The organism is Brevibacterium sp. 1718 (genome assembly GCF_051131255.1).
In the GTDB taxonomy this organism is placed as follows: Bacteria; Actinomycetota; Actinomycetes; order Actinomycetales; family Brevibacteriaceae; genus Brevibacterium; species Brevibacterium sediminis.
Genome location: NZ_CP186550.1, coordinates 3731556 through 3755228 on the forward strand (window position 1 = coordinate 3731556; position 23673 = coordinate 3755228).

The following is a 23673-nucleotide window of genomic DNA, read 5'->3' on the forward strand; positions in this document are numbered from 1 at the left end:
GGAGTCTTCGAACAAAGGACATTCTCATGGCTCATTCCGGAGCACCAGAACTCACCGTCGACGCCGCTGACCTGCGCGTCGCCATCGTCGCCGCCTCCTGGCACACCCAGATCATGGACGGGCTCGTCGACGGGGCCCAGCGCGCCGCCGCCGAGACCGGAGCCGAAGCCACACTCATCCGTGTGCCCGGCAGCTTCGAACTGCCCGTCGCCGCAGCCCGACTGGCACCGCACTTCGACGCGGTCGTCGCCCTCGGTGTGGTCATCCGCGGCGGCACCCCGCACTTCGACTACGTCTGCCAAGCCGCCACCGACGGCCTCAACCGGGTCGCCATCGACTCCGGCAAGCCCGTCGGATTCGGCGTCCTGACCTGCGACACCGAACAGCAGGGGCTCGACCGAGCCGGGCTCGAGGGGTCGGTCGAGGACAAGGGCCATGAGGCGATGACCGCAGCCCTCGTCACCGCTCAGGCGCTGGCGCCGTACCCTCAGATCTGAGCAGGGTTGAGTGGCGGGGGCCTCCTCGGGCGAGCGGGTCGGCCGACCCCAGCTTCCTCAGTCCGATCGGACCGCAGAACCTGCTTCCCCAAAGATAAGTGTGCGCAGGTTGCCCGTTTGGGTGTCCCAAGTGGCAATCTGCGCACACTTATCGTGCTGTGCGGCAGGTTGCGCCGGCGGCGCAGGCCCGCGACCTGACTCAGCTCAGAAGAGCTGGCGGATGTTCGTCCGGGCGAGGTCGATGAGTTCGTCGCCCTTGCCCGAGAGCACCGTGCGGATCGCGTAGAGAGCGAAGCCCTTGGCCTGCTCGACTGTGATCGACGGCGGCATCGACAGCTCCTGGCGTTCGGTGACGACATCGAGTACCGCGGGCCCCGGGTAGGCGAGGAATTCTTTGACAACCTTCGGCAGGTCCTTGGACTTCTCGACGCGGAATCCCTTGATCCCGACCGCCTCGGCGATGGTGGAGAAGTCGGGGTTGTCGAGGTCCGTTCCGAACGTGACGAAACCGGCCGCCTTCATCTCGAGCTCGACGAAGTTGAGCGAGGAGTTGTTGTACACGACGGTCTTGACCGGCAGCTTGTTCTGCGTGAGCGTGATGAGCTCACCGAGCAGCATGGCCAGTCCGCCGTCACCGGCGAGCGCGATGGTCTGCCGGTCCTCGAACGCCGACTGCACGCCGACGCTCTGGGACAGGGCGTTGGCCATCGATCCGTGGCTGAAGGATCCGATGAGGCGGCGCTTGCCGTTCATCGTCAGGTAGCGGGCCGCCCACACCACGGGTGATCCGACGTCGGGGATGAAGACGGCGTCGTCATCGGCCATCTCGTCGAGGAGGCGCGTCAGGTATTGCGGGTGGATCGTCCGCTTCGACGGTGTGGCCAGTTCGTCAAGGTCCTTGCGGGTCTTCTGATAGTGCTTGGTCAGGGACTTCAGATGCGTGCTGCTGCGGTTGGCCTTGATCTTCGGCAGCAGTGCCTCAACGGTGTCGGCGACCGTTCCCACGAGCGGAATGTCGACCTTCGTGCGCCGCCCGATCTGGGATCCGCGCACATCGACTTGGATGACGGTGGCGTCCTCGGGATAGAACTGCTGGTAGGGCAGGTCGGTGCCGAGCATGAGCAGAGTGTCGCAGTCCTTGAGCGCGGCGTAGCCGGAGGAGAATCCGAGCAGGCCGGTCATGCCTACGTCGTAGGGATTGTCGGGTTCGACGAATTCCTTGCCGCGCATCGTATGGACGATCGGGGCCTGGAGCTTCTCGGCGATGGCGAGCAGCTCATCATGGGCGCCTTCGGTGCCGGCTCCGGCGAGGATCGTCGTCTTCTTGCCCTTGTTGAGCGCCTTGGCCGCGGCTTCGACCTGGGACTCCGCGGGGATCATGTGCGACGGGTAGGCCCGGACCTCCTCGGCGGCGGCATCGATGTCGGCCAGGCCGACGTCACCGGGGATGACGAGCACGGCCACGCCGCGCTTCTCGATGGCTTCTCGCATGGCGATGCGCAGCAGGCGGGGCATCTGTTCGGCCGAGGAGACGTTCTCGACGTAGACGCTGCAATCGCGGAAAAGCTCGGTCGGGTGGGTCTCCTGGAAGTAGTTCGAGCCGATTTCGTCGCTGGGGATCTGTGCGGCGATGGCCAGGACGGGAACCCGCGAACGCTGGGCGTCGAAGAGTCCGTTGATGAGGTGGAGGTTGCCGGGCCCGCAGCTGCCGGCGCAGACCGCGAGCTCACCGGTCAGGGCGGCCTCGCCGCTGGCGGCGAAGGAAGCGGCCTCCTCGTGGCGGACATGGACCCATTCGAGCTGCGGGTTCACACGGAGGGCATCGGTGAATCCGTTGAGCGAGTCTCCCGGGATGCCGTAGACGCGCTTGACTCCGCTCGCGACGAGGGTATCGACGATGTTTCTGGCGACGGTGGGCATTGACTTCCTTCCGTTGAACCATGGCACCGGGGTGCATTCACAGCCCCGGCAGGGGGCGGCCCCACGCGTGGGGCCTTGACCGCGCTTTCAGTCTAGCCCCGAAGTCCACCAGGGCGGCTGTCCGATTCCTCACCCTCCAGTGCGGGAATATCCTCGCCGAGGCGGCCCTGACCATGGGTTCGCATGCGCGGAATCTTCCGACGAGGTGCTTGCCCGGTGGCCCTCAGGACTGCGCGGAAGATGTGTCAAGAAATTTTCCGTATCTTCGAAACGTGTAAAGAGATCGCCGATTTTTCTACACGTTCCTCTGCCCATAGAGTGTGCCCCTCACCGGGGCGGCGTTCACGTCCGCGCAGACAGCAAGGTCGCCAGCGTGAGCAGCCCGGCCATGGCCACCGCCATCATCGGGTACCCGCCGAGCACCCCGGCCAGCGCCGGACCGGCAACCGGTGCGAGCGCCGTGCCCGCGGTGATCGGGGCGACGAAGACGCCGTTGATGGCCCCGAAGTTCTTCGTTCCCCACCGGTCGGAGACCGCCGTGGCCTGCAGCAATGTCATGCAACCGCGCACGCCGCCGCCGAGCATGGCGATGCCGATGAGCAGCCAGATCGGGCCGGGGACCAAGGCGAGCAGCCACAGTCCGACCGCTCCCGAAGCGAAGAGGATGACTGTCCGCGACCGCGTCGACGAGTGCCGTTCCAGACTCGGGTAGCCGAATCGTCCCGCCACCTGGCCGAAGCCGACGAGGCCGAGGGCGATGGCCGCCAGACTGTAATCGGCACCGCGTTCGATGACGAGCGGGATGATGTTGATCGTCACCGCGAACAGGGTGAACGTGGCGATCGCAACGGCGATCTGCAGGGTGATGAAACGCGGGTGACGAGTGACTTGGCGCAGTTCGGCCCGGCTCGGCTTCACCGTGGATGCGGCCGCCTCGTCGGTCCAGGTGCGGTTGAGGAAGAACAGGTGCATCGGCAGCGCGAGGACGGCGAGCAATCCGGCGAGCACACCGTAGGTTCCCCGCCAGCCGAGGCTGTCGATGAGCCACGCGATGATCGGGGCGAAGACCGTCGAGGCGAGCCCGCCGACGAGCGTGATCGTCGTCAGGGGCTTCGTCCGCTCCGCCCCGTACCAGCGGGTGATGACGGCGAAAGCCGGCGGGTAGAGCGTCGCTGCCTGGGCGAACCCGGCGAGGATCCAAGCGGCAAAGAACACGAAGAGGTTCGGCGCGATCGCGACGAGTCCGAGGGCGACGACCCCGATGGCCGTGCCCGCGCCCATGATCAGCTGCGGGCCGTGCCGGTCGAGCATCCGCCCGACGCTGGGTCCCATGAGCGCTGAGACGATGAGCCCGACTGTCAGCGCCGCCGTCACCATCGTGTGGCTCCACCCCATATCGTCAGAGATCGGGGTGACCGCCACCGGCAGAGAGTAGTAGAGCAGGCCCCAGCAGACGAGTTCGGCAACGCACAGCGCGGCCAGTCCCCCGCGGGGTTTATCGGTCATCATCGAGGCCCTCGCCGAGGCGGTGCTCCGTTCCCACGCCACGACCTGTTCCTTCGCCGAGGTGACCCGAGGTCGCCCCCTCGGCCGCGGTCCGCAGCCGGTTCAGAGCCGTCTCCCACGGGATGCGTTCCTGTTCGAGCCGGACGCCTCCTTCGGCGCGGATCCGTTCGAGGGCACGTGCTTCGGTGCCGGAGAGATGCGCGAAAGTGCCGATGCTCGGCTTCGGTTCCGGTACCCAGAGATCCTGGTGCGCGAGCAGAGTTGCTTCGTCCATGAGCACGGATTCGACCTCCGGCAGGTGGCTGCGCAGGCGGTTGAGGATCGCGAAACCATGGGAGTCGAGGTCGCCCCAATAGATCACGCGCGCACCGGCGATCCAGTCCAATCGAGCGACCCCGTCGACGGCATAGCCGGAGCCGTGTACGGCCACGGCACCCGGCCAATCCGGCATGGCGAGCACGGATTCGAGGTTCTCGAAGACGAAGACCAGCCTCGGCGATATGGGCAGTCGACCGAATTGGGAGATCGGAGCGGTCACATCGTCGAGGTACACGGCTGGAGCGCTGTTCGAAGCACGGTCGCCAGTGGCTGCGGAATCCGCAGCGGCGATCAGGGTCCCGTCGAGGATACGCACCCGCAGTCGCGGTTCGGCGTCGAGGACGGTCACCACATCGGCGTGGCCGATCCCTCCCAGCAGGGCGGTGACGAGGCTGCGGTAGGTCTCGAACCATTTCGAGTCCACCCCGCGGATGGGCAGCTGTCTGGGTCGCAGCGATCCGAGCGGATGGGTGCACAGCCAATCGACGACATCGATGACAGTAACGAACGCAGCGTCGGACAAGGAGAGGATCCGTTTCGACTGGGAACGTATCGCTGCGGCAAGGGAGTCCCCGTCCGAGCTGACCTCCGCGTCCGCGTCGCGAGTCGCCGCGATGTTGTTCGATTCGGACCCGAGTCGCTGCCGGATGCTGACGGCACGGTCTCGCAGTCTCCGCCAGTCTCGAGCGGTGTCGCCGCCGACGAAAGCGGCCACTGCATCAGGGGTCATCAGTCGCAGTCGGACCGGAACGCGTTGACTTCCGACGCGGGCCCAGCTGCGTTCTTCCCAATCGACCTCGAGCTCTGCAGGTGCGCCCGCGGCTGTCGCCCCCGCAAGCTCCCGGACCGCCCGCCAACTGCCGGCCCAGTCGGCGGCAGCAGCCTGATCGGAGAGCACCTGCTTCTCCGTCGGTGGTTTGAGGGCGATCTCAACACGCACCTCACCTGTTGCCTCCGCCGCCCACGAGGCCATGGACGAACTCAGGCGAGCACGTGCCTTCATCCGAGCCTCGGCGACGGAGAGCATCGTCATCGGGCGTCCGACTCCTCGAACTCAAGCTCGACTTCACCGGCCACACGTATGCTGTCGGAGCCGGCCGCCTTCTCAGACCCATCTGCCCCACCGGCACCGTCCGATCCCTCAGCTTCCGTGTCCGCTCCGGCGCTGCTCGACTCTTCGCCAGCGCCAGCGATTGACTCCGACTCCGATACTGACTCCGAGACCGACTCCGCTCCAGCCCCGTCCAGCTCCGTCTCGTCCCACACCATCGTCGAGGTCAGAGTCTTCTGCCTGCTCGGATTCTCGATCGAGGTCGCCGCACCCACATAGGGTTCGATCGTCTGCAGCAGCTTCTGCGGAGTCGCCAGCACCATGTGGAATCCGAACTCGATGAAGATGTCCAAGGCCATACGCGTATACCGCGTATCCGCTTTGTCGAAGGCCTCGTCGAGGATGATCGTGCCGTACTTCGAGATCGCCTCATCCGGGTCGGCGAGCTGATAGCGCAGCGCTGCCGCCAGGCAGAAGATCACGAGCTTCTGCTGCTGACCACCGGACATCGCCGCACCCGAATCGTAGGTGGCATGTGCACGACCATGATCGTCGATCTCCTCGGCGAGGAAGCTCACGTGCAGGCGTGTGTCCAGGCACTGGGTCTTCCAGACCTTGTCGACGTGCTCGCTGGACGCGAATCGGCGCATCACCTCGGCGAGGGTGTCGTACTTCCTCTCCGCAGTCTCCATATCGTCCTCACCCCAGCTTCCGCTTGCCACGAGGCGGAGATCGGCGATGAAGGCGTTGACGGTCTCGGACCGCCGGGTCTTGACCTTCAGCCGCAGGTACCGGTCCTCGTCGAACTGCGACCGCAGCAAGGAGGAGTTGATCGGCGCGACCCGATCCTCGATCTCACGCGGGGCGGCATGGATCTCGTTGAGGAGTTCGCCGATGAGATCCCGGGACCGCTGCTGCAGCAGATCCCGGAAACGGTTCTCATGATCGGGCAAGCCGTGCGCGAGGATCTCATCGAGCATCGACAGGTAGGCGCGCCGATCATCGACTTCCGCCGTGAGCTGGGACGATACCGATGGCCATGCGGCCTTGAACTCGGCAGCCAACCGTGTCACGGACTGCCCCGACCGACTTGCATCGGCTTGCGCCCGGTCCTTCTCTTCCTGCAGCACCTGCGAGACCTGCTGGCCCACCTCGGCGAGGTTCTCCCGCTTGATGCTGCGTTGGATCTTCCGGAACCGTTCGTCCAATTGTTCGCCGAGGTGGCCCTCGACTTCCGCCACCCGACCTGAGTTGACGTCGTCCTCGATCCGGGTCAGGTTCGAGCGCAGACCCGTCGATTCCTCGTTCGCCCGGCGAAGGGCATAGTCGGCTTCGTTCTTCGCTGTCTCGGCCGCGTCCTTGACCGCCTTGGATTCGCGTTCGGCGCCGATCGCCTGCTGCAGGTCGCCGTCGGCATCTTCGAGTTCGGCCAGCTGCCGCTCGAGAGTCGCGACCTTCTCGGCCGCTCCGTCTCGGTCGACGTCGCGCCAGGACTGTTCGCGAATACCGGCGAGGATGCCGCGGCGACGGTGGGCCTGTGCGGTTTCGGCGTCAGCCGCCGCGACCACCTGTTCGGCCGCGGCCAGTTCCGACTGAGCCTCCTTGAGGGATTCGACGAGGGCTTCGAGTTTCGCTTCGCGGTCGCCGAGGACCCATTGGCTGCGATCGTCGATGGCCCGCCGGTCGTCCTTCTCGTACCGGGTGCGTGAGGTCTTGACCTGGCCCTTGACGGTGACGGCGCGCGGATGGTCGTCGAGTTCGTCCGGGTGGTCGACACAGGCGAAGTCGAAGCGTTCGGACAAGGTGGTCCGGACCCAGTCGCCGAAACCGGTGTCGCTGACATTCACCTTGTTGACCAGCGACTTCTCACTGCCCACGGGGCGGGGGCTCGGCACTGAACGCGGGATCTCCTCGAAGACGAGGCGTCCGCGGATGCGGTGGGAATCCACCCAGGTGCGCACGGCCGAGAGGTTCTCAGAACGGACGAGGACGGTCAGTGCCATGGGCCGCAGCACCCTCTCGATGGCACCCGTCCACCGGGCCTCGTCGGGGTCGACTTCGATGAGTTCGGCCGCGAACGGCAGCGCCTTCTCGCTCAGTCCGGTGCCGGCGGCGAGCTCGGATCTGATCGTCATGAGGTTGTTCGGCACGGTCGATCCGGACCGCCGCAGGGATTCGATCTCCCCTTCGAGTTCGCGGACCTTCGCCCGCGCCTGGGAGAACCGGTCGTGATCGGCGTGGCTGGGTCCGGCGACCTGCGTGTCGTCGTCGAGGTTGGAGGCGATCTGAGCCTGCAGTTCGGCGAATTCGGCGGCCGTGGTCGGGGCGTGCTCGATGCCGGCCTGCTCAAGCTGGCGAGCCAGCCCAGACCAACGTTCGGCGATGGCGCGGCGTTCGGTTTCAGCGGTGTCGATGCGCTGCTGAAGGTGTTCGGCCTCGGAACCACCGAGTTCCAAAGTGGCCCGTCGGGCCAAGTCGTATTCGTCGACTGCGGCGTCGAAGTCACGTTTGGCGCGGTCGGCGGTGACTTCGAGTTCGACGATCTGCCTGGTCAGCGCCGAAAGGTCGGCGCGGAGGATATCGAGCTCGCGCCGCTTCTGGTACGGCAGCAGAGCTTCGCTGAGCGCGATCGACTTCGCCGCGATGTCGTTGGCAGTCTCGAAACGGGAGGCGGCTTCGCGCAGCTGCAGCAGATGATCGCGCTGTTTGCGCAGTTCGACGACATGGTCATGAGCGTCCTTGAGGTCACCGAACTGTGCGACGGCAGTCTCGGCGAGGTCGAAGGTCACCGGACTTTCGAGCATATGGTCTCGGAAGAGCCGGTCGAGGCTGTCCAGGCTCTTCGCCGATTGTGTCTTGTGCAGCAGCTGGAGTGCGGACTCGTCGGCCATGCCGAAGGTCTTGCGCATCCGTGCATAGAACTTCCCGTGGTGGCCGTTCGAGGTGACCACCGCATCAGGATGGTCGGCCTTGAGTTTGCGGGTCTCGAGTCCGGAGCGCGCATAGTGCTGCAGGTCGGAGAGGTCGAGGTCCGCGCGCTCGAGGACACAAGCGTCGGAGAGGTCCGTCGTTTTCGTGCCCGAACCCTTGATGAAGAAGAGTCGGGCCAACGACAGGGGCTTGTCGCTGCCGTTGTCGTAGCGGAGGATGATTCCGCTCCAGGTGGCGCGCGGGCGCAGATACTTGCTGACCACCCGGTCTTCTTCGGAATCCGCGGTGCGAGTCCAGGCCCCGCGGACGTAGCTGACGAGGCTGCGCTGGTCGAGGCGAGCGCCCGCGGTCTGAGCAGCGACGTTGAAGCGCAGCCACTTGTCCGGGGTGAGGACTGCGGCGATTCCGTCGAGGAGGGAGGACTTGCCCGAGCCCGAGGGCCCGGTGATGAGGTGGCCCTTGTGGGAGACGGGGATGCGGTGGATGTCGGCGTCGAAGGTGCCCCAGTTCGCGATCTGGATCTCGCTCAGGCGCCACTGACTGCCGACGTCGGGCCGGTTCGCTCCGCGAGCACGCGCCTGGTCGGCGACGAAGGCGGCATCGAGCGGGAAGAGTGCCTCGGTCACGCGTCGTCCTCCTCGGTGTCGGCGTCGATGTCGCTATCGGCATCGGATGCGTCGGTGGCGGTATTGTCGACGACCGCCTCAGCGATGGAGTCCCCGCCGTCATCAGACTTGCCGTCATGGATCTCACCGGCATCGGTCTCACCAGCGGCGATGCGTTCGTAGACGGCGATGAGCTCGCGCACACGGTCCTCGTCGATGAGGAACTTCACCATGGGAGAGATCTCGAAGCGGTCTTCACCGGCTTTGTGGAGCACGCGCAGGCGGTTGCTCATCCGCGACCACGCGCCGTTGAGATTGCGCTGGAAGGTCGATTCGTCCCCTGTGCGGTAGATCGCGAGTCGTTCATAGACCTCTTCGCGATCGACGATGACACGCTTCTCCCCCGGCGCGGCCAACAGCAGCTGCCGGAGCACCAGTAGCATTGCCGTGTCGAGGAAGGTGAGTCGTTCGCTGCGTACCGCGGCGGGCGCGTCGATCTCGTCGGTGACGATCTTGCGAGTGAATGCGAATTCGTCGACCCGGTCGATGACGAGGTCGAGGAACAGATCGTGCAGGCGCGAACGGACGAGGCTCTCGTCCGCGACGAGGGCTGCCCACAGCTGCGGGGCCTGCGTCCCGGACACATACGGGCCTTTGAGCAGTTCGAGCAGCACTCGGCGGGTGCGCTCTCCCAGCGTTCCGGTGTCACCGGACCACAGACCGCTGGGGTTGTGGCTGAGGTCGTCCGCGGAGTCGGTGGATTCCATCGCCGAGGCGGCCCCCACCTCGGCGGGGGCTGTGTCGTTGTCGTGGTGGGTGGGGCTCATAGGGTGATGCCTTCGGTGAAGTAGTGGCGGCGGATCGCGGCGGTGCGGACGATGCCGTCGATACCGGCCCAGGTGAGGATTTCGCGGTTGCCGACATCGACGTGGCCATAGGTGCTGGCCAGGGACAACAGGCCGACGACGCTGGCCAGTCCCTGTGTGGCGGGGAAGGTTTCGAGCACCTCCGCGACGGAGGCTTCGTGGGCGGAAGTGACGACGGAGTTGATGTTCTCGGTGAGTTCGGCGAAGTCGATTTCGGATTCGCGGGCGACTGCGATGAGTTCGGCGAAGTCGATCTCGGAGTCCGTGGCCTCGCCGAGTTCCGCTCCGGCGTCGAACTCCTCGGGGTCGTGGAGGATGACCTCGCCGACGCTGCCGAGTGAGACGCTGGAGAGTTCGAGGTCGATGCCGATCTCGTCGTAGGGTTTGACCTCCTGCGACACGGGCGCGGCTGCGGCGAGACCCTCTTGGAGGAGAGTGCGCATAACGCGGTCGCGTTGGAATTCGTGGGAGTGGACGTAGCGGCGCAGGCCACGGGCGAACTCGGTGAGGATGTCCGAAACCTCGTGGGACCCGTCCTTCATCTGGCGCATCAGGGTGCGCAGGGAACGGCGGGTGGCCAGAGAGAGGGTGGCGGAGAAGTCCCGGTCGAGGATGGCGGCGATGTCGTCGTCGAAGGCCGCGGACTGTTCGGGGTCGCGGACGAGGGCGGAGAACGCCGAGAACGTCCGACCTTCGTCAGAGGACTCGATGAGGTCGACGCCGCGGAACACTTCGTCGAGTACTTGGGACTGGGAGTCCTCGGCGGCAAGGATCGAGACCCGCAGTTCCTGATTGAGTTCTTCGAAGCGTGCGCGCACGCGGGCGAAGTCGGCGGGCAGTCCCTGCGCCTGCTGGAGGATGTCGGAGACGCGTTCGTTGGCGCGGCGCCTGTCGAGGACGACGGAGCGCGGATCGCCGCGGCGGACCCGGGCGATCTCGGCGTCGATGCGATCGCGTTCGGCGCGCAAGGAGGCGAGGCGGCGGGAGCTGTCCGGGTCGGTGTCGATGGCCAACTGTCGCACGGATTGGGCGAGGCTGACCAGCCGAGATTCGGTGGCGGTCTGTGGTGGGGTGCGCAGCTGTTCGAGCATGCGGATGGCATCGAAGCCGGCGGCGGAGAGTTCGTAGGTTTCGCCTCTGGCGGCGGTGGCGGGACGGCGGACGAGGATTTCGGCGCGACGCCAGTCATCACAGTAGGCCTTCGCCGTCCGCAGCGAGAGGTCGAAGTGGTCGCGCAGCTCCTCGAGGTCGGCGTCGATGCTTTCGTGCAGATCCTCGGTGTTCATCCTGGTGCCGGGCTTGCCGAGATGAGCGTCGAGGGTTCCTGCCATGACAGCGAGGTTGTCGGCCCGGAGCATGCGCAGGGTGGCATTCGATTCGAGCAGTCGCCGGTAGGCGAGCGCGGATGACAGGGCGGACATAGGAACTATTCTCTGCGCCTAGGCGGGTGCGCGCCAATTCGAGAGTCGGGTGAGGTCAACGGCTGTCGTTCCTCCCGCCGAAGGTGTCAGGGTCAACAGGTCGGTCCTTCTTGGACATCTTGGCCACGACAAGACAATAGGACTCGAGCACGAGGTCGTGGAGAAGATCGGGATCGAGACGAGCGCCGGCAGTTGCGGCGCCGGGTTCGCCGCCGTCATCGCCTCCATCCCCTGCGACGGTGATCCAATGCTTCTTGTTCATGTGATAGCCGGGTGAGATCTCCGCATAGGCGTCGCGCAGCACCTCACCGTCGAGGGGATCGATCTTGAGGTTGAGACTCGGAACTCCCCGCAGCTCGTATGCCATCATGAACATCTTTCCGCGCACTTTGTACACGGCATTGTCCGGCCCGAACGGGTGGTCGAGCTCGACCGAGGGGTACTGCATGGCTTGGTCGTTGGCCAAGCGGAGCACGGTGGCGGGGTCCATGCGTGGAGACTAGCAAAGGCCACTGACGTAGGAACTGACGTTAGACTCGAATCATGCCTGAGACCCCACTCCACACCGCCCCTCACCTGCTCTTGACCGCTCTCGGCGGGACCATCGCGTCGACCGCCAATGCCGCAGGTGGGGTTGCTCCAGCACTCAGTGGGGCAGAGATCGCTGCGGCCGCGGGTCTCGATCAGGTCTGGCCGGATCTGCAGGCCGATTTCACTCAGGTTGCTCAGGTTTCGAGCGCGAATGTCACCCTCGAGATGCTCTTCGACGTCGTCGAGCTTGCCCGCTCATCCGAGGCCGATGGAATCGTCCTCACCCAAGGCACCGACACTCTTGAAGAGTCCGCGTTCGGGCTCTGGCTGCTCAATGACTCTGGCACGCATATCTCTGTCACCGGGGCCATGCGCAATCCGACCTTGCCCGGCGCCGACGGACCGGCCAACGTCCGTTCCGCCGCGCTCACTGCTCTGTCCGACAAGGTCAGCGATCTGCCGTCATCATTGGTCTTCAACGACGAAGTCCACGATCCGAGGTTCGTGACGAAGTCGCACACCACCTCGACGGCCGCGTTCTCCTCCGGGCCCATCCTCGGCGCGATCGGATGGCTGAGCGAAGACGATCTCCATCTCCCGCACGCACCCCAGCCTCCGAAATCACCGTTCGCCGGACTTCCCCGTCCGTCTCAACTGAGCAAGGTCGCCCTCGCCGAGGTGGGGATGGGCGAACCGGAAGAGACCCTTGATCTCATCGACGGGTCCGGGTTCGCCGGAGCCGTGATCTCCGGAGTCGGCGGCGGTCACGTCCCCGAGGATCTGATGCCCGCCGTGGCCCGACTGGCCGAGAGGATGCCCGTGGTGCTGGCCTCACGTACCGGTTCGGGTGCGAGCCTGCACCGCACCTACGGCTATCCGGGCGGCGAGATCGGCCTGCTCGATTCCGGGCTCTTCTCCGCGGGAATCCTCGACGCTCGCAAGGCCCGCATCGTGCTCAACCTGGCGCTGAGCTTCGGCCTTGACCCCGCCGAGGTGTTTGGTCAATTCAACTGAGCTTCACACCGGCCTGGTCGACCCCCGCACCACGAGTTCCGGGGTGAACTGGCGGTCGTGATGTTCATCCGAGGCCAATGCGTTCTCCTGCAGGAGTGCCTCCACCGCCGTGCGTCCGAGCAGTTCCGCCGGCTGCCGCACGGAAGTCAAGGGCACGATCGTTGAGAACGCATAGTCGATATCGTCGTAGCCGACGATCGCGATGTCCTCGGGGATCCGCAGATCGCTGAACATGATGACTGCCTGCATGAATCCGACCGCCAACAGATCGTTGGCGCAGAAGACCGCGTCGGGCCGCTGATCGTCGGGCAGTGCGACGACCTTCTCCCCCGCGTCCCGTCCGGCGAGGATGGTGAGTTCGGCGGTGTCGAAGACCGGCAACTCGAGTCCTGCTTGACCGGCTCGTTCTCGCGCTCCGGTCAAACGGTCGGCGACCTGCGGCAGCGACTGCTGTCCGCCGATGAACGCTGGTCTCGTGCAGCCACCGGCGATGATGTGGTCGAGTGCCAACCGCCCTCCGGCGATATTGTCCACGGTCACTGACGACAGGGCGTAGCCGTCCGAGTCACGGTCGACGAGCATGACGGGCGTGCCTCTGGACGCAATCGATTCGAGCCCGGACAGGTCTGAGCCAGTCGGGGTGACGAGCAGACCGTTCACTCTCTGTTCGGCGAAGAGGTCGACATATTTCGATTCCCGGGCCTCATCGGTCCCCGAGTCTCCGATGAGCAGTGACAGTCCTGCCTCGTCACAGGCTTGTCTGGCCCCGTGCGCAACAGACGCGAAGAACGGGTTCGCGGTGTCGAGGACGACGAGGCCCAAACTGCTGCTGTGCCCAGATCGCAGCTGCCTGGCCGCGGCATTGCGAACGAAACCAAGCTCCTCGATTGCGGCGTTGACCTTCGCCGCCGTCGCCTCGGCGACCTTCGACGAACCGTTGACGACATGGGAGACCGTGCCGACCGAGACTCCTGCGCGGTCGGCGACTTCGCGCATGCTCACTTTCGCCATGAGTCTCCCTCTGTCATCCGTTGTACTTACGTCACCTGCGCTGTGCCGTCCGTTATCCGCTCCGCGGCACTCCGCAATTTCGCGGGCAGGCATGTCTCATTGTGCCTGACGCACCGTCATTCCGGCCGCCGCTCCCACCCCAACTTCCACAACCGCCAACGGCGGTCTTGATGTGACCCGAACGACATGCTAATGTTCCGAGCAACAATATTGAAACGTTTCAATCACTTCATCTCACCCGGCGGATTCGCGAAGTCGCGATCACCGAGCCATCCTGGAGGAACCTATGAAGGACACAACGACGTCGTCCAAATGGAAGGCCACGGTCGCCGTGGCTATGTCGAACTACATCGAAGCCGGTTCGATCATCGCGATCGCCACGAGCATCAGCCTGTGGCAGACGGAATTCGGCCTCGACAGCATGGCCGTCGGCCTGCTCAGTGCACTGAGTGCCAACGCCTTCGGTGCTGCGATCGGTGCAGCCATCGGCGGTCCGCTCTGTGACCGCTACGGCCGGAAGTTCATCTACACCTACGACCTGCTCCTGTACATGTTCGGCACGCTGTTCGCGATCTTCGCGTTCAACTTCGCCTCGCTGCTCATCGGCTTCGTCCTCACAGGCATCGCCGTCGGTGCCGGTGTCACCGCCGCATGGACCTATATCGCCGAGGAAGCCCCCGACGGCCGTAGGGCCGGCCATGTCGGTGTGGCCCAGTTGGCCTGGTCGATCGGGCCGATGATCGGCTTCCTCCTTGCCGCCCTGCTCGAACCGATGGGTCTGCTTGGCTCCCGCATCATCTTCGCCCACCTCTTCGTCGTCGCCTTCATCACCTGGTGGGTCCGCCGCGGACTGAGCGAATCGCGTCGCTGGACGAAGAAGCAGGCCAACCCGAACACCGTGGGCACCTACCGCGGAATCTTCGAGATGTTCACCAAGAAGAAGAACATCACAGCACTCCTCTTCCTCATCGGCGTCTACGGCCTGTGGAACACGGTGGCCGGTCAGGCCGGAATCTTCCAGCCCCGCATCTACGAGGCCACCGGACTCACCGATGCCCGCTCCCAATACCTGCTGCAGGTCCTCGTCTGGGGTCTGACCAGCGCCGCAACCTTCTTCGGCTTTATGCGCTACGGCGACAAGGTCTCCCGCCGCTGGCTCTACGGCTTCGGCGCCGGACTCGGCGTCATCGCCTGGGCCGTGCTCATCTGGGGACCGGCCGGTTGGTTCTCCCTCCTCGTCTTCGCCATCGGCTGGGGCATCTCGTCCGGACTGGGCGCTCAGGCCTTCTACGGGCTGTGGGCAGCCGAGCTCTTCGCCACCCGCTACCGTGCCTCAGCACAGGGCTTCATGTTCATGATCGTGCGCGTCATGGTCGGCGTCCTGTCCCTGTGGTTCCCTCTCATGCTCGAGAAGACCGGCATCCACGGCGTCGGATTCCTCATCGTCGGACTCCTCGTCGCCGCCCTGCTCATCGGCATGATCTGGGCCCCGAACACCCAGAACAAGACCCTCGAAGAGATCGAGATCGAACGCTACGGCCGACTCCTCGATGCCGATCACGCCACCGAGGTGGTCGCGGGCAATATCCACACCGACGGAACCGCAACATCCGGTTCGACCGATTCCACCTCAGTCAGGGAACGCTGAGATGGAGCGGGTGTGTTTCCGCATGCAGGTCGATCCTGCCCGCCTCGATGAGTACGTCGCGGCACACCGGGCCGTATGGCCGGACATGCTCGAGGCTCTCGAATCCACCGGGTGGCGCAACTACTCCCTGTTCGCGGATCCGACCGGCATGGTCATCGGCTATCTCGAAACGGACGACTACGAGGCCGCGCAGAAGGGGATGGAGCTGACGGAGATCAACGCTGCTTGGCAGCAGTCGATGTCTCCGTACTTCGCTGCCGGCGGGTCGTTCGACGCAGGACCGGAACGAATCCGCGAGGTCTTCCACCTCGAGGACCAACTCGCTGCGGCCCGGGCCGAAGTTCACCCCGAGTGACCACTGCATCGGATCCAGCGACTCGCTGATTCTTCAGTCCCACAATGCACCCAGCACCACCGCAACATTAAGGAATACCAACTCTCATGAGCACTCGCCCCACCTTCTCCGACATCACCGATAAGCTCGCCGCGCAGGAGATCGAGCTGCCCTCCTGGGCGTTCGGCAACTCCGGCACCCGCTTCAAGGTCTTCGGCACCCCGGGCACTCCGCGGGACCCGTTCGAGAAGATCGCCGATGCTGCAAAGGTCCACGAACTCACCGGACTCGCTCCACAGGTGGCCCTGCACATTCCGTGGGACCTCTGCGATTTCGATGAGCTGGCTGCCCACGCTGCCGGACTCGGAGTCCGTTTGGGCACGGTCAACTCGAACACATTCCAGGACGACGACTATAAATTCGGTGCCCTCACCCACGAGGACGAGGCTATCCGCGCCAAGGCCATCGACGCTCATCTCGAATGCATCGACGTCATGGATCGCACTGGATCACGGGACCTCAAGATCTGGTTGGCCGAAGGTTCGAACTACCCTGGCCAAGCGGACATGCGGGGTCGGCAAGATCGACTCCACGAGTCACTTTCCCAGATCTACGACCGCCTCGGCGAGGAACAGAGGATGGTGCTTGAATACAAGTTCTTCGAGCCCTCGTTCTACCACACGGACGTCCCCGACTGGGGCACTAGCTACACCCAGGTCGCAGCCCTGGGCGACAAGGCGCTGGTCTGCCTCGACACCGGCCACCACGCTCCGGGCACGAACATCGAATTCATCGTCATGCAGCTGCTGCGCCTGGGCAAGCTCGGCTCGTTCGACTTCAATTCCCGCTTCTACGCCGATGACGACCTCATGGTCGGTGCCGCCGATCCATTCCAGCTCTTCCGAATCATCCACGAAGTGATTCGCGGAGGCGGCCTCAACAGTCCCGATATCGCGTTCATGCTCGACCAGTGCCACAACGTGGAGAACAAGATCGAAGGACAGATCCGCTCGGTGCTCAATGTCCAGGAAATGACCGCCCGAGCCCTCCTCATCGACACCGAGGCGCTCACTGCGGCTCAGCGAGCAGGCGATGTCATCACCGCCAACGACATCTTCATGGATGCGTTCTACACCGATGTTCGCAGCGACCTCGCTGATTGGCGCGTCTCCCGCGGACTGCCGGCCGACCCCATCCGTGCCCTCCGTGAATCCGGCTACCAGGAGCAGATCGCAGTCGACCGCGTCGGCGGCACCCAAGCCGGCTGGGGCGCCTGAACTCGGAGACAGTGGGCGTCCCGAAATCGCGGCGCCCACTGTCTCGACCCACCTCGCTGCATCACGCACTTCGACACCCGCACCATCCTTTTCAAGGAGAACCATGACCCATCCGACCGTCAACGAACTCATCACCCGCTCGCACTCGCTCGGCGCCGATCGTCGCAATACGAACTTTGCCGGTGGCAACACCTCCGCCAAAGGCACCGACATCGACCCGGTGACCGGCGAAGACGTCGAACTCATGTGGGTCAAAGGCTCCGGCGGAGACCTCGGAACGCTGACTCCCGAAGGTCTCGCGGTCCTCCGCCTCGACCGGCTGCGGTCGATGGAAAACACCTATCCCGGTGTCGACCGCGAAGACGAGATGGTCGCGGCCTTCGACTACACCCTGCACGGCAAGGGCGGTGCCGCACCCTCGATCGACACCGCCATGCACGGACTCGTCGACGCCGCCCACGTCGACCACCTCCACCCGGATTCGGGCATCGCCATCGCCACTGCGGCAGACGGTGAGGAACTGGCCACAAGGATCTTCGGCGACAAGGTCGTCTGGGTGCCGTGGCGCCGTCCCGGTTTCCAACTCGGCCTCGATATCGCCGCGATCAAGACGGAGAACCCGCAGGCCATCGGCACCATCCTCGGTGGTCACGGGATCACGGCCTGGGGAGCCACCTCGGCGGAATCCGAAGCCAACTCACGGTGGATCATCGACACCGCGGCCGCTTATATCGCCGAACACGGCCGCCCCGAACCTTTCGGCGCAGAGCGCACGGACTTCGCCGCTCTGCCTGCCGATGAGCGTCAGGCCAAGGCCGCGGCCCTGGCTCCGCACCTGCGTGGTCTCGCCTCTGCGGACAGGACGATGGTCGGGCACTTCACCGATGAACCGGCGGTGCTCGAATTCCTCGCCGGGGAGAAGCTCAACGCTCTGGCCGAACTCGGCACGAGCTGCCCGGACCATTTCCTCCGCACCAAGGTGAAGCCGCTGGTCATCGATCTGCCGGCGGCCACCTCGGTGGAAGAGACCATCGCCGCACTCCCGGCACTGCACGAGGCCTACCGAGCCGATTATGCGGCCTATTACGACCGCCACGCCGATGCTGAATCACCCGCCATGCGCGGGGCTGATCCGGCGATCATCCTCGTTCCTGGGGTGGGCATGTTCTCCTATGGCGCGGACAAGCAGACGGCGCGGGTGGCCGGCGAGTTCTACGTCAATGCCATCAACGTCATGCGCGGAGCCGAAGCGCTGTCGACCTACGCTCCCATCAGCGAGGCGGAGAAGTTCCGCATCGAATACTGGGCTCTCGAGGAAGCCAAGCTGCAGCGGAGGCCTGCACCTAAGCCGCTGGCCGGTCGCATCGCGTTCGTCACCGGCGCCGCTTCGGGGATCGGCAAGGCGATCGCCACTCGCCTCGTCGCCGAGGGGGCCTGCGTCGTCATCGCCGATCTCGACCGGACCAAAGCACAGGAGGTTGCGACCGAACTCGGGCCGACCGATGTCGCCATCGGCGTCGCAGCCGATGTCTCCGATGAGGCCGGAGTGCAGGCGGCCTTGAACGAGGCGGTCCTCGCCTTCGGCGGTCTCGATCTCATCGTCAACAATGCCGGGCTGTCCCTGTCGAAGTCGCTGTTCGACACGACCGAAGCCGATTGGGACCTCCAGCACAACGTGATGGCCAAGGGGTCGTTCCTCGTGTCGAAGAACGCCGCCCGGATCCTCGTCGACCAAGGGCTCGGCGGTGACATCGTCTACATCTCCTCGAAGAACTCCGTCTTCGCTGGACCGAACAATATCGCCTACTCGGCGACGAAAGCCGATCAAGCTCATCAGGTGCGTCTGCTCGCGGCTGAGCTCGGCGAACACGGAATCCGTGTCAACGGCATCAACCCCGACGGCGTTGTGCGCGGTTCAGGAATCTTCGCCGGCGGTTGGGGTGCGCAGCGCGCGAAGACCTATGGGGTGGAGGAGAAGGACCTGGGCAAGTTCTATGCTCAGCGGACCATCCTCGGCCGTGAGGTCGTCCCGGAGAACGTGGCCAACGCCGTCTATGCGCTGTGCACTTCCGACTTCTCGCATACGACCGGCCTGCACGTGCCCGTCGACGCCGGAGTCGCCGCAGCGTTCCTGCGCTGAGCCGCACGCGAACGGAGATCCTCATACATATGGATACCACTGAATCTGCTGCCGGTCTCACTCTCGCCGCGGTCGATCTCGGCGCCACGAGCGGACGTGTCATCCTCGGCGGGGTCGCCGACGGTGTGCTGCGGATGAAACCCGTGGCACGGTTTGCGAATGTGCCGCAGTTCTTGGGCGAGAGCATGCACTGGAACATCCAGTCGCTGTTTGCCGAACTGAGTACGGGCCTCCGGGAAGCCATCCTCAGAAGTCCGGGACTCGTGAGCATCGGCATCGATTCGTGGGCCGTCGACTATGGGCTGCTCCGCGGCGGAGAACTGCTCGGGATTCCGCACCATTACCGGGACGGACGGAATCTGCGCGGTGTCGAAATCGTCCACGAACTCGTCGCCCCTGATGAGCTCTTCACCCACAACGGCCTCCAGCACCTCGACTTCAACACCGTGTTCCAGTTCGCGGTCGAAGCCGAATCCGGGTTCCTCAACCTCGCCGACGCGGCACTGCTCGTTCCCGATCTCGTCGGATTCTGGCTGACCGGGCAGATGCGTACCGAACGCACGAACGCCTCGACGACCGGGCTTCTGTCGGTCCGCAACGGAGACTGGGACGCCGACCTCATGGAACGGCTCGGACTGCCGGCCGATCTTCTGCCCGCTCTCGTCTCTCCCGGTGAGAGCATCGGTGAACTCAGAGCACCGGTGGCTGAACGTCTCGGTGCGGTCGAACCGATCCAGGTCACGGCCGTGGGCAGCCATGACACCGCCTCGGCGGTGGTGGCCGTGCCGATGGAGGGGCAGAACTCTGCTTATATCTCCAGCGGAACCTGGTCCCTGGTCGGTCTCGAGATCGACGACCCGGTCGTGACCGAGGAGGCGCGCCGAGCGAACTTCACGAACGAAGGCGGAGTCGACGGAACGATCCGGTTCCTCAAGAACGTGTCCGGTCTGTGGCTGCTCAGCGAATCGATGCGCCAGTGGGAACACGACGCCACCGATGCTCAGCGCAGCTCGGATCTCGAGACCCTGCTCGCCGAGGCCGCGGCGATCGAGACTCCCGTCGCCGTATTCGACCCGTCCGATGACCGATTCACCCCGCCCGGGGACATGCCCACCCGCATCCGCGACTGGTGCCGTGAGCACGGCATCGAACCTCCGCACACCCGCGCCGAGGTGGTCAGGTCCATCCTCGAATCGCTTGCCGTCGCTTATGCTCAGACCATTGCGACGGCCGAGAAGCTGACGGGACGGAGTGTGGAGACGATCCACATCGTCGGCGGTGGTTCGCAGAACTGGCTGCTCTGCCAGCTCACCGCGAATCACTCCGGCCTCAGAGTGCTCGCCGGTCCTGTCGAGGCGACGGCGATCGGCAATCTGCTCATTCAGGCGCGAGCAGTCGGACAAGTCGATCCGGCCAGCAGCTTGGACGAGCTGCGTCAGGTCGTGAGGAACTCGTTCTCCGTCACCGAATACCTGCCTGGCTGAACAGCGTTGCGAACTGCAACGCAAGAAAGAGGCGGCGTCGGCCAGAACTGGCCGACGCCGCCGCCTCGTTTCCGATTCAGGGATGAACCGACAGACTCAGCTCTCGGCGCCCACGGCGACGACCATCTTGCCGAAGTTTCCGCCGGTGAGCAGGTCGTTGAAGTATTCGGGAGCCTTCTCGAGTCCGGGGCGGATATCCTCGCGGAAGCGAACCTTGCCTTCCTTGAGCCAACCGCTCATGTCCTCAAGGAACTGCGGGGTCAGACGCTCGGCGAACTCGGTCTGGATGAATCCGCGCACGAGCAGCGACTTCGTCAGGATGTTCCCCATGAGCGCTCCCGAACGGTCCGGCCCCTCGGGCAGCGAGGTGAGGTTGTAGTTGGCGACGAGACCGCACACGGGCACGCGAGCGAACGTATTGAGCCGCGGCAGCACAGCGTCGAAGACCTCCCCGCCGACGTTCTCAAAGTAGACGTCGATGCCCTGCGGAACCGCCTCCTTCAGCTCCTGCCGCAGGTTCCCCGTGCGGTGGTCGAGTGCCACGTCGAAACCGAGCTCTCGCAGGTGAGCGACCTTGTCGGGTCCGCCGGCGATGCCGACGGCGGTCGCTCCCTTGATCTTTGCGATCTGGCCGACGACGGATCCGACGGGACCGGTCGCAGCGGCCACGGCCACAGTCTCGCCGGCCTTGGGCTGACCGATCTCGAGCAGACCCGCGTACGCAGTGAACCCGGGCATGCCGAGCACACCGAGGTGGGTGGAGATCGGTGCGATCTCCGGGTCGATCTTGCGCAGGTGTCCGGTCGACTCGACCGAATACTCCTGCCAACCGCCGTAGCCGAGCACGATCTCGCCAGCGGTGAAGCCCTCGGCATTGGATTCGACGACCTCGGAGACGGTGGCGCCGACCATGACATCGCCGACCTCGACGGGCTTGGCGTAGGACTTCGCGTCCGACATCCGCCCGCGCATGTACGGATCGAGCGAGAGATAAAGGGTGCGCAGCAGCACCTGCCCCTCGCCCGGGGTCGGCACAGGCACCTCGTCGAGCAGGTAGTTCTCTGCAGTGGGAGCGCCCACGGGGCGCGAGTTCAGGCGAATCCGATGGTTGGTCGTCATGGAGACGGTTCCTTTCAGCAGCAGATCATTCTTCGCTTGTGTGCTTCATTGGGGCGACAGGTGCATCCGCGACGATCACCGATGCTGTCGGTCATAACAACCATTCGGGATCGCCCGATGTTCCTGATCGAACGATTTTTCTGACGCCGAGGCGGCACCCAGTCGAGCCTTCCCCACCAGATCGCGAGCCGCCGTCTCCCATTCGGGATCGAAGGCCCAACCGAAATCGCCGAGGTGGTCGAGCAGGTGGCTGCCATTGTCCCGGATGATCTCCGACCATTCCTTCGGCCACGCCCCGTAGTTCGCCGCCGCGGCGAGTTCGTCGACGTCCTTGAACACGGCGCCGGTCGGATCGAGCCGTCCGTCCTCGGCGTGCAGGGGCATTGACGCGATCGGGAAGGTGATATCGAGGATGTGGTCGCTGGTGAACAGCGCATCATCGGTGCGTTGATGCGTGGTCTCAAGATTGATGTACCACTCGACCCGCACGCCGCCGGACTCCGGACGATCGGCACCGTCCCCAGCATCTTTGAGCAGCACCCATACGGAGAACGGAGCTTCGGGCGGGACGATCTTGAGCACCCCGCGACCCCGCCACGTGCCCTCGACGTTGATCCTCGTCGGCGCCTCGGCCGGCGGTCGGAACCGTGCCTTCAACGGCACATCGTGGGCGTTCGTGTCTTCCCACCCGAAGATGCGGGTCTCCTGCGTCGGCGTACCCCCGGCCAACCACAGAACAGAACCGGACGGCCCATCAGCGATGACACGCATCGGGCGGGCCACCTCGGCGAGGTCGCGGTCGAAGTCGAATCGACGGAACGTCCAGGTCACGGTCTGCCCCGGAGTCCAGTACGGCGCCTTCCCCACGGGTCTGACCTGGGACGGAGTGGGGATCGTGAACGGATCGCGCAGGCTCATGCGGGCAGTCTATGCGTCGGGCATGGGCGAGCGCTGAAGACCTGGGCGGCGAGGTCATAGAGTGGGGCCATGAACGACTCCGATGACGTAGCGACTCAGACCCCTTCGGCTTCCCAGACCGCACCCACTCTCCCAACCGCGAACCCTGCCCCGGGGACGACGATCGGTCGGACTTTCGAGGTCCCGGACACGATGACTGCTCCTCCGCGCACCGATGCCGAAGTCCCCGACTACGTCCGCGCCCTCGGCCTACCCGGACTCGCCGACATCCACGTCCACTTCCTTCCTCAGAACGTGCTCGACAAGGTGTGGGAGTACTTCGACAACGCCTCGGACAACTACGGCCGCGACTGGCCGATCAACTACCGGTACGACACGGATACCCGCCTGGATATCGTCCGCGATCTCGGCCTGCGCGCGGTCCCGGCCCTGACTTACCCGCACAGACCCGGAATGGCCGCGTGGCTCAACGAATGGAACGCCGAGTTCGCCGTCGCCCACGACGACGTCATCCACTGCGGCACCCTCTATGCCGAACCCGAATCAGCCGACTACGTCCCGGCCGCACTTGCCGCCGGTGCGAAGCTGTTCAAGGTCCACGTCCAGGTCGGTGTGTTCTCTCCCGACGACGAGGTCCTCGACCCCGCGTGGAAGGCTCTCGAGGAGGCCCGCGTGCCGATCGTCATCCACGCCGGATCCGCCCCCCTGCCGGGCACGTACACCGGTCCGCAGGCGGTGGCGAACGTCCTCGAGCGATTCCCGCAGCTGAAGTTCGTCATCGCCCATATGGGCATGCCCGAGTACGATGAGTTCGCCGATCTCGCCGAGAGCTTCGACAACGTCTATCTCGATACGACGATGTTCGCGTCCGGGTATTTCTCCACCCCCGCCGAGGTGACCCCCGCCTACCGCGAACGACTGGCCAGGCTTGAGGACAAGGTCATCCTCGGCTCTGATTTCCCGAACATCCCCTATCCCTATGTCGATCAGATCTCCGGCCTGGCCGCCCTGGGCCTCGGCGATGATTGGATGCGCTCGGTGCTGTGGACCAACGGCGCGAAGGTGCTCGGGCTCGACTGAGT

General features: G+C 65.0%; 18 protein-coding genes. 8 read left to right on the top strand and 10 right to left on the bottom strand.

Annotated features, from left to right (window positions below; all coding sequences use genetic code 11):
• Positions 1 to 26 precede the first annotated feature (26 nt).
• A complete protein-coding gene (ribH, locus tag ACOZ9V_RS16810; protein ID WP_434591908.1) occupies positions 27 to 497 on the top strand; it encodes a 6,7-dimethyl-8-ribityllumazine synthase in 471 nt (156 codons plus the stop codon).
• A 204-nt stretch (positions 498 to 701) separates the two neighbouring features.
• Here the strand turns inward: ribH and poxB are convergent, their stop codons facing one another.
• The 7 genes from poxB to ACOZ9V_RS16845 form a co-directional block, all read right to left on the bottom strand.
• The gene (poxB, locus tag ACOZ9V_RS16815; protein WP_434591911.1) at positions 702 to 2417 is read right to left on the bottom strand and encodes a ubiquinone-dependent pyruvate dehydrogenase; all 1716 of its coding nucleotides are present in this window, start codon (positions 2415 to 2417) and stop codon (positions 702 to 704) included.
• A gap of 342 nt (positions 2418 to 2759) precedes the next feature.
• Entirely contained in the window at positions 2760 to 3923 is a 1164-nt protein-coding gene (locus ACOZ9V_RS16820) for an MFS transporter (protein WP_434591914.1), read from the bottom strand.
• Positions 3913 to 5274, bottom strand: a complete 1362-nt coding sequence (locus ACOZ9V_RS16825; protein WP_434591917.1) for a Wadjet anti-phage system protein JetD domain-containing protein — start codon at positions 5272 to 5274, stop codon at positions 3913 to 3915. Before ACOZ9V_RS16825 ends, ACOZ9V_RS16820 begins: the two co-directional genes overlap by 11 nt.
• On the bottom strand, positions 5271 to 8849 hold the full coding sequence (locus ACOZ9V_RS16830) for an ATP-binding protein (protein WP_434591919.1): 3579 nt from the start codon (positions 8847 to 8849) through the stop codon (positions 5271 to 5273). The genes ACOZ9V_RS16825 and ACOZ9V_RS16830 overlap by 4 nt, the downstream gene beginning before the upstream one ends.
• Positions 8846 to 9655 carry a DUF4194 domain-containing protein gene (locus ACOZ9V_RS16835; RefSeq protein WP_434591922.1) on the bottom strand — a complete coding sequence of 270 codons (810 nt, stop codon included), beginning with the start codon at positions 9653 to 9655 and terminating at the stop codon, positions 8846 to 8848. The genes ACOZ9V_RS16830 and ACOZ9V_RS16835 overlap by 4 nt, the downstream gene beginning before the upstream one ends.
• A complete protein-coding gene (locus ACOZ9V_RS16840; RefSeq protein ID WP_434591925.1) occupies positions 9652 to 11115 on the bottom strand; it encodes a DUF3375 domain-containing protein in 1464 nt (487 codons plus the stop codon). Before ACOZ9V_RS16840 ends, ACOZ9V_RS16835 begins: the two co-directional genes overlap by 4 nt.
• A gap of 55 nt (positions 11116 to 11170) precedes the next feature.
• A complete protein-coding gene (locus tag ACOZ9V_RS16845) occupies positions 11171 to 11605 on the bottom strand; it encodes an MmcQ/YjbR family DNA-binding protein (RefSeq protein WP_434591928.1) in 435 nt (144 codons plus the stop codon).
• Between the two features lie 53 nt (positions 11606 to 11658).
• On the opposite strand from ACOZ9V_RS16845, the gene ACOZ9V_RS16850 reads away from it, so the two are divergent.
• The gene (locus tag ACOZ9V_RS16850; protein WP_434591930.1) at positions 11659 to 12660 is read left to right on the top strand and encodes an asparaginase; all 1002 of its coding nucleotides are present in this window, start codon (positions 11659 to 11661) and stop codon (positions 12658 to 12660) included.
• A gap of 3 nt (positions 12661 to 12663) precedes the next feature.
• On the opposite strand, the gene ACOZ9V_RS16855 is transcribed toward ACOZ9V_RS16850, so the two are convergent.
• Positions 12664 to 13671 (bottom strand): LacI family DNA-binding transcriptional regulator, encoded by a 1008-nt coding sequence (locus tag ACOZ9V_RS16855; protein ID WP_434591933.1) that lies wholly within the window; start codon positions 13669 to 13671, stop codon positions 12664 to 12666.
• A gap of 286 nt (positions 13672 to 13957) precedes the next feature.
• Here ACOZ9V_RS16855 and ACOZ9V_RS16860 point away from each other — a divergent pair, with 286 nt between their 5' ends.
• From ACOZ9V_RS16860 to ACOZ9V_RS16880, 5 genes are all read left to right on the top strand, one after another.
• Positions 13958 to 15319 (top strand): MFS transporter, encoded by a 1362-nt coding sequence (locus tag ACOZ9V_RS16860; RefSeq protein WP_181272411.1) that lies wholly within the window; start codon positions 13958 to 13960, stop codon positions 15317 to 15319.
• A gap of 1 nt (position 15320) precedes the next feature.
• A complete protein-coding gene (locus ACOZ9V_RS16865; protein WP_139469116.1) occupies positions 15321 to 15674 on the top strand; it encodes an L-rhamnose mutarotase in 354 nt (117 codons plus the stop codon).
• Between the two features lie 86 nt (positions 15675 to 15760).
• Entirely contained in the window at positions 15761 to 16930 is a 1170-nt protein-coding gene (gene rhaI / locus ACOZ9V_RS16870) for an L-rhamnose isomerase (RefSeq protein WP_139909213.1), read from the top strand.
• Positions 16931 to 17033: 103 nt separating this feature from the next.
• Positions 17034 to 19070 carry a bifunctional aldolase/short-chain dehydrogenase gene (locus ACOZ9V_RS16875; RefSeq protein ID WP_434591937.1) on the top strand — a complete coding sequence of 679 codons (2037 nt, stop codon included), beginning with the start codon at positions 17034 to 17036 and terminating at the stop codon, positions 19068 to 19070.
• A gap of 29 nt (positions 19071 to 19099) precedes the next feature.
• Positions 19100 to 20554, top strand: coding sequence for a rhamnulokinase (locus ACOZ9V_RS16880; RefSeq protein WP_434591940.1), 1455 nt, complete (start codon positions 19100 to 19102; stop codon positions 20552 to 20554).
• A gap of 96 nt (positions 20555 to 20650) precedes the next feature.
• On the opposite strand, the gene ACOZ9V_RS16885 is transcribed toward ACOZ9V_RS16880, so the two are convergent.
• Positions 20651 to 21673, bottom strand: a complete 1023-nt coding sequence (locus tag ACOZ9V_RS16885) for an MDR family NADP-dependent oxidoreductase (RefSeq protein ID WP_139909216.1) — start codon at positions 21671 to 21673, stop codon at positions 20651 to 20653.
• 75 nt (positions 21674 to 21748) lie between these two features.
• Complete coding sequence (locus tag ACOZ9V_RS16890; protein WP_434591944.1) at positions 21749 to 22591, bottom strand: DUF402 domain-containing protein; 843 nt, start codon at positions 22589 to 22591, stop codon at positions 21749 to 21751.
• 69 nt (positions 22592 to 22660) lie between these two features.
• Between ACOZ9V_RS16890 and ACOZ9V_RS16895 the strand changes: the two genes are divergently transcribed.
• A complete protein-coding gene (locus tag ACOZ9V_RS16895; protein WP_434591947.1) occupies positions 22661 to 23671 on the top strand; it encodes an amidohydrolase family protein in 1011 nt (336 codons plus the stop codon).
• Positions 23672 to 23673 lie beyond the last annotated feature (2 nt).